The following is a 4,471-nucleotide window of genomic DNA, read 5'->3' on the forward strand; positions in this document are numbered from 1 at the left end:
AGCAAGAAGAGTGCCGAAGCGTGGAATCGACACGGCCACCTGGCACGAATTCACCGCGACCCGGCGGCATTCCTGAACCATTCATGGTCGACAAGGAGGCTTTGGTTTTGATGTTTTCCAGTCGCTGGGGTGGACGGCAAACGGTGGAATTCCTTCGAAAGAACGGCCGGGGGCACGTTAGCATCGATGTTCATGCCGTTTTTCGCGGCAGAAGGTATGAGTGAATCGATGGTATTGCGAACCGCCACATGAAGCCCGAAAAAGCGGTATCTTCCACCGGGCACGCAGGGGCGCGCTTCAGGGGAGGACGCACTATGATGAAGAAAGAACTGGATGCGGAGTTCCACCGGTTGGGATGCGGCCACAGGTGCTGCGGACCCCACGGGCTCATTTTTCAACCGGAAAACACGGGCGGCGTGTGAGTATTGAAGGCAGAACTCTTCACTTCTGGGGCTGCTGCGCAGACGTACACATTGATGTCGGCGAGGCGCCTGCGATCCTCCGCGCCTTGCCCGATGGCATCGGCCACAAGAAGATGTGTGATGCCTTTCGTGAGCTCGAACACCTCCCGGAGTACCCGCGCTGTCTGCATCGTGCCGATTAAGTTGCGCGCGAGCGCGAGAGAGCGCCCTGCCGGGCCCGCTTGAACCATGGCGAGGAATTGACAGGGCTAGAGATAGCGCTTCACCCATGCCAAGGCATCGTGGACATAGCGGGGTGTGAGCTGGTGATCCGTGTCGTACCAGATGGTCTTGGTAGTGTCGAGGTTGAGGTAAGCCTTGCGTGAGGCCTCGATCTGTCCTTCCGTGTAGAATTCGTCCATGCGTCCCAAGAGCATCAGTAGCGGCTTATCTCCAAGACCCCACGTGTAATCAACGGGCTCTACGGGTTTCCACGCCGCGTTGTACCAGGGAGGCACGCAAGCGACCCCCATTTTGATACGGGGTTCAATGGCCAGGAGCAGCATGGTGTTGACGCCGCCCATGCTATAGCCCACCAAGCCCACCCGGCTCATGTCGATATCGCCCCGTTCTTCCATGTAATCCAATGCCCGGCGGCAGTCTTTCACCGTTTGAATCACGATCTCGGGAATAGAAAAATAGTTCCGGCGCGGGGGCGCGGCGGGATCTTCGTAGGTGTTGACGTGAAGATAGTCGATTTCATTGCTGCGTTCGCCATGGGCGGCGGCATCAAACGCCAAGACGGCATAGCCGGATTTGAGCAAGGCGGTGCGCATTTCCGAGCCGCTGATGTAATTCTTCTTTTCCCACCAATTGTCCTTTCCCCCGCTCCAACCGTGCAGCAGCACGACCAGGGGATATGGTTTTGTGGCACTCTCAGGAATCTCGAGGTAGCCGGGTACCAGAAACCCTTGCACCCCTCGAAAGACCAGTTTGTATCGTATTGAGTGGGCTTCCTCTTTTTGGAGCACGATGCGTCCGTCCACCGGAATATCCTTATCATAGGCAAAGAATGGCAGCCGGGCCTCGAAGGCATCCCGCGACACACGGGGATAGGGCCCGGCCTCTTCGCAGAAAGACCAGCAATGAACCGTCAAGGCCAAGACACACCACGCGAAGACATAACGCTTTTGCATACACATTCTCCTTCACCGCTTGGGTGAGCAACATGCCTTCCTGGTCCGCCGCCTATAAGACAGGCCTTCACCTCCTCCCGTTATCTGGCTGCCGGGTCCGCAGGCCATTTCTTCAGCATCAGACCACGGATTTGCGTCGAAAAGCCTTCACTGCCTCAAACCAGAGAATGCTCGCTAAGCCAGCCGACAGCGCGATGGCGACGTCGGTTGCATGGAGCGGGGCGAAGTGAAATGCGGCCCGGAGAACCGGCACATAGACAACGATTCCGAGAAAGACGACGGCGCCGCCAATGACCCACCAGACAGCGCTGTTCGGCGTGCGGAGGATCTCCAGGATGCTCCGCGACCATGAACGGTTGACCAGGATTAGCCCGATATTGCCGGTGACAAGCGTGGCGAACGTCAAAGTGCGCGCTTCGTTTTCCGTCTGTCCCCGCTGGGTGGAAATGGCAAATACGGCCAATACGATCGTGAGGACTCCCACACCCTGTAAAAGGCTTAACATGAGCCTGTCCCTGCTTAACAGGGGTTCTGCCGGATTTCGCGGCTTCCGCTTCATCACGTCTTTTTCTTCCGGCTCGACTTCGAAGACGATCGAACATGCGGGGTCGATAATCATCTCGAGGAAGACCACGTGCACCGGCAGGAGTATCAACGGCCACTTGAACAGCACCGGCAACAGGGAGAGCCCGGCAATCGGCACGTGAACGGCAAGGATATAGGAGATAGCCTTTTTCAGGTTGTCGAAGATGCGCCGGCCCAGGCGCACAGCCTGCACGATGCTCGAGAAGTCATCGTCCAAGAGGACCAATGCCGCCGCTTCACGGGCGACGTCTGTGCCGCGCCCGCCCATGGCGATCCCGATGTCCGCAGCCTTCAAGGCCGGGGCATCGTTCACGCCGTCCCCCGTCATGGCCACAACGGCGCCACTCGCCTTGAGCGCTGTCACTATGCGTAGTTTCTGCTCGGGAACGACCCGGGCAAATATGCTGACAGTTCCGATGCGTTCGGCGAGTTCCTGGTCATTCATGGACTCCAGTTCAAGCCCTGTGATGTACCGGTCGTGCGGCGTCAACCCGATCTGTCTGGCGATCTTCTGCGCCGTGGCGGGATAGTCTCCCGTGATCATAATTACGCGAATTCCCGCGGTGTAACACTCGCGAACGGCGTCGGGAACCGGAAGGCGCAGCGGATCGGCAAATCCGACAAGTCCTAGAAACCGAAAATCAAAATCATGTTGGTCTTCAGACACGACCGCCGTGTTGAAGCAGGCTTTCGCTACGGCCAGGACACGCAATCCTTCCCGTGCGAGCCCATCGATCTGGTCTGCCAGCCGCAACCATTGAGGCTCCGTGAAATGGCAGAGGTCCGCGATTGCCTCCGGGGCCCCTTTAGCCGCGATCATGCGTGTCTCGGAGGTCGCGGATCTCCAGACGTGTGACATCGCGAGAAGATGTTCCGACAAAGGGTACTCGTGCTCAAGAACCCAGTCTTCATGGAGATGCTCGGTGTTACTGAGGTGCTGTTCACCTAACCGAAGAAACGCTTTCTCCATGGGATCGAACGGGTTCGCATGGCTCGCAAGAATGCTGAACTCGACAAGTTCGTGAACGATTTCCGGCAATTCTTCGCCATCCACTTTGACTTCCTGACCCTCGACGACAAGTCTGTTGACCGTCATGATGTTTTGCGTCAATGTCCCCGTCTTGTCGACGCAAAGCACGGCAGCCGCCCCCAGCGTCTCTACCGCGGGCACACGCCGTGTCAGCACCTGCTTCTGTGCGATACGCCACGCCCCGAGAGCGAGGAAGATAGACAGAACGACCGGAAACTCTTCTGGAATCATGGCCATGGCGAGGGTGATACCCGCAAGGATTCCGTCCACCCACACCCCTCGCGTCAGACCATAGACCGTCACCACCAATACGCAGAGGAGAAAGCCTGCAATGGCGAAATTCCGGACGAGCAGGCTGGTCTGCCGGCGTAGCGGGGTCTTTTCGTGTGGGACGGACTCCAACGCCTTGCCGATTTTGCCCATTTCGGTGTGGGGCCCGGTCGCCAGCACCGTCCCGATGCCACGCCCCTTCACGACCAGCGTCCCGGAGAACAAGAACGGTTGGCCGTCTCCGCCCGGACGCCCCATCTCGGCAAGATCTGGTCCGGTTGTCTTGCGCACCGGAACCGATTCTCCGGTCAGCAGCGATTCGTCGACGGAGAGGTAGCTGCTCTGAATCAACACGGCATCAGCGGGAACACGGTCCCCCTCTACCAAGACGAGGAGGTCGCCCCGAACCACCTCGCGCCCGACAATCCGCTTCTCCACGCCATCCCGGACGACCAATGCCCGCGGACTCGACAGGTCTCGCAACGCCTCTAGCGCACGCTCCGTCTTTAGTTCCTGGTAGAGGGTAATTCCGATAATGAGGAAGACAAATGCCAGCAGCATCGTGGCATCCGTGGCCTCACCGAGAAAAAGATAAATCACCCCACACACGATCAGCAGAAGGAACATCGGTTCCAGGGCCACGTCAAGAGCAATTCTGAACAAGTTGCGCTTCTTGCCGGACGGAAGCTCGTTGTAGCCTTCCGTGCGAAGCCGTTTCTGGGCCTCTTCTTCCGACAGGCCGGTAAATCCTGTGCTGGGGGTATCTGACATGCAGCGGCTATCCTTCATCGTGAACGGTCACTTGCGAAACTCCTACCCAATCGATGCTGCGTGTTTTCTTCAGGACCGTTGAGTTTCCTGAGCTTACCCTCATCTTTCGGGAGTTAGTGGGGCAAATTTGGACGCCGCAGTACAGTCCATCCAGGGGAGGCTTGTGTTCTCTTATTCTTTTGACTTTAGCAGGGAGCCGAGTTCCGGTCAAGGCTCCG

General features: G+C 58.1%; 2 protein-coding genes. Both read right to left on the bottom strand.

The window, feature by feature from the left end; all coding sequences use genetic code 11:
- Positions 1–670: 670 nt before the first annotated feature.
- The gene (locus PLJ71_17090) at positions 671–1,597 is read right to left on the bottom strand and encodes an alpha/beta fold hydrolase (protein ID HQM50407.1); all 927 of its coding nucleotides are present in this window, start codon (positions 1,595–1,597) and stop codon (positions 671–673) included.
- A gap of 118 nt (positions 1,598–1,715) precedes the next feature.
- Entirely contained in the window at positions 1,716–4,253 is a 2,538-nt protein-coding gene (locus PLJ71_17095; protein HQM50408.1) for a cation-translocating P-type ATPase, read from the bottom strand.
- Positions 4,254–4,471 lie beyond the last annotated feature (218 nt).

The sequence above is a fragment of the Candidatus Hydrogenedentota bacterium genome (assembly GCA_035416745.1).
Lineage (GTDB): Bacteria > Hydrogenedentota > Hydrogenedentia > Hydrogenedentales > SLHB01 > UBA2224.